General features: G+C 75.9%; 2 protein-coding genes. One reads left to right on the top strand and one right to left on the bottom strand.

What is annotated here, in order from left to right; all coding sequences use genetic code 11:
• Position 1: 1 nt before the first annotated feature.
• The gene (locus tag HMPREF3099_RS10850; protein ID WP_141762137.1) at positions 2-1228 is read left to right on the top strand and encodes a winged helix-turn-helix domain-containing protein; all 1227 of its coding nucleotides are present in this window, start codon (positions 2-4) and stop codon (positions 1226-1228) included.
• Between the two features lie 183 nt (positions 1229-1411).
• Here HMPREF3099_RS10850 and HMPREF3099_RS10845 read toward each other — a convergent pair.
• Positions 1412-2066: GNAT family N-acetyltransferase (locus HMPREF3099_RS10845; RefSeq protein WP_141762136.1), on the bottom strand; the 655-nt coding region annotated here is incomplete at its 5' end.

Here is a 2066-nt window from a genome sequence, read left to right as displayed (position 1 = left end):
TCTGTCGCTGCGGGCGGCGCGGCGCGTGGCCCTGCTCTCGCAGGGGTTCGGCCGCACCCGCCCGGCCACGGTGGGGCCGCCTCACCTGCTGGCCACGGCCCGGCGCACGGCCATCACCCAGATCGACTCGGTGAACGTCCTGGCCCGCAGCCAGTACCTGCCCTTCCTCGCTCGGTTGGGCCCCTACGACACGGCGCTCCTCGACGGCCTGCGCGACGGCCGCGGCCCCTCCGGGCGCCGGACCCGCCACCGCCTCGTGGAGTACTGGGCCCACGAGGCCTCCTTGGTGCCGGTGGAGGACTGGCCGCTCTACGGCTTCCGCATGCGCCGGGCGCACAGCGACGCGTGGGGTGGAATGCGCGCCGTGGCCCGTGAGCACCCGGGGCTGGTGCAGCAGGTGCGCGAGGTGGTGGCGCAGCGCGGCCCGCTCCCGGCGACGGGAGTGGAGGCCGTGCTCGAGCACCGCGAGGAGGTGGGCCGGGAGCACTGGGGGTGGAACTGGTCGCTGGTCAAGGCCGCCTGCGAGCACCTCTTCTGGTCCGGCGAGCTCACCTCCGCCGGGCGGGGGCCGGCCTTCGAGCGCCGCTTCGCGCTGCCCGAGGCCGTGCTGCCGCCCGAGGTGGTGGCCGCCGGGCCGCTGGGGGAGCAGCCGCTGGACGAGGATGAGGCCTTCACACGGCTGGTCTCCCGGGCGGCCCGGGCCCACGGCATCGGCACCCTGCGGTGCCTGCGCGACTACGCCCGCCTCTCGGTGGCGCAGGCCGGTCCGGCCGTGGAGCGGCTGCTGGCCACCGGGGAGCTGCAGGAGGTGGAGGTGCCTGGGTGGTCCACCCCCTCGGCCCCGGTGTACCTGCACCGTGACGCCCCGCGCCCCCGGCCGGTGGGGGCCTGTGCGCTGCTCAGCCCGTTCGACCCGGTGGTCTGGCAGCGTGAGCGGGCCGAGGCGCTGTGGGGGCTGCGCTACCGCATCGAGATCTACACACCCGCGCCGCAACGGGTGCACGGCTACTACGTGCTGCCCTTCCTGCTGGGCGACGACCTCGTGGCGCGCGTGGACCTCAAGGCCGACCGCGCCGCCGGAGTGCTGCGTGCGCCCACCGTGCACACCGAGCCGCGCTGGGACCCGGCGATGGCGCCCGAGCTCGACGTTGCCCTGGCCGAGATGGCGGCCTGGCTCGGCCTGGTGCAGGTGGACCGGGCCGAGCCGGCGCCCAACCCCGTGGCCTGAGCGGCGTCGCCCCCTGGGTCCCGCGCCGGTGCCGCATCCCGAGAACCGCACCGGTGCGGTTCTCGGTAGGACACTGAACCGAGTTCCGCACCGGTGCGGAACTCGACAGTCGAGTTCAGCACCGGTGCGGTTCTGGGGGAGGTGCCCGGCCGAGATCAGCACCGGTGCGGAACGGGCCGGGCCTCAGCCCTCGAGGTCCTCCGGCAGCAGGTCGTAGAGCTCGTGGTCGACCACCGTGCCGTCACCGATGGGCTCCTGGCGCCGCGCGGTGCCGATGCGGTGGAAGCCCGCGGCCTCGATGGCGCGCCGCGAGCCCGTGTTGCCCGCCGCGTGGCGGATCGTGAGCCGTGCCAGGCCCATGCCTCCCGCTTCCCGCGGGGCGAGGGCGTGCCGGGTGAGCGCCTGGAGCGCGGCCGAGACCACACCGCGGCGGCGGGCGCCCGGGTGCACCCAGTAGCCGATCTCGTTGCGCTCGCCGATGCCCTGGACGTCGATCATGCCGAGCACCTGCCCGTCAGCGTCGCGAACCGCCCAGCCCACGCAGGAGCCGGTGAGGGCGCCCAGGGCCAGACCGGCCGCGTACTCCCGCGCGTCCGTGGGGGAGTAGCCAGCATGGATACGTCCGGTGCCGCCCAGCCAGCGCACGGACTCGGGGTCGCGGCAGGCCTCCACCACGCGCGCCAGGTCGGCCTCGTCGGTGGTCAGGGCCGAGAGCGTCAGCGCCTCGCCGCCGGCGGTCGATGCGGTGAGCTCCGCCGGGTGCCGGCGCTCCTCCTCGGTGCGGCGGGCCTGCGCGGCGCGGTCGTCGCCGGCGTCCAGGCGCCAGTCCACGAAGCCC

The sequence above is a fragment of the Kytococcus sp. HMSC28H12 genome (assembly GCF_001816045.1).
GTDB classification, from domain to species: domain Bacteria; phylum Actinomycetota; class Actinomycetes; order Actinomycetales; family Dermatophilaceae; genus Kytococcus; species Kytococcus schroeteri.
This window is presented reverse-complemented; position numbering and strand designations above follow the sequence as displayed.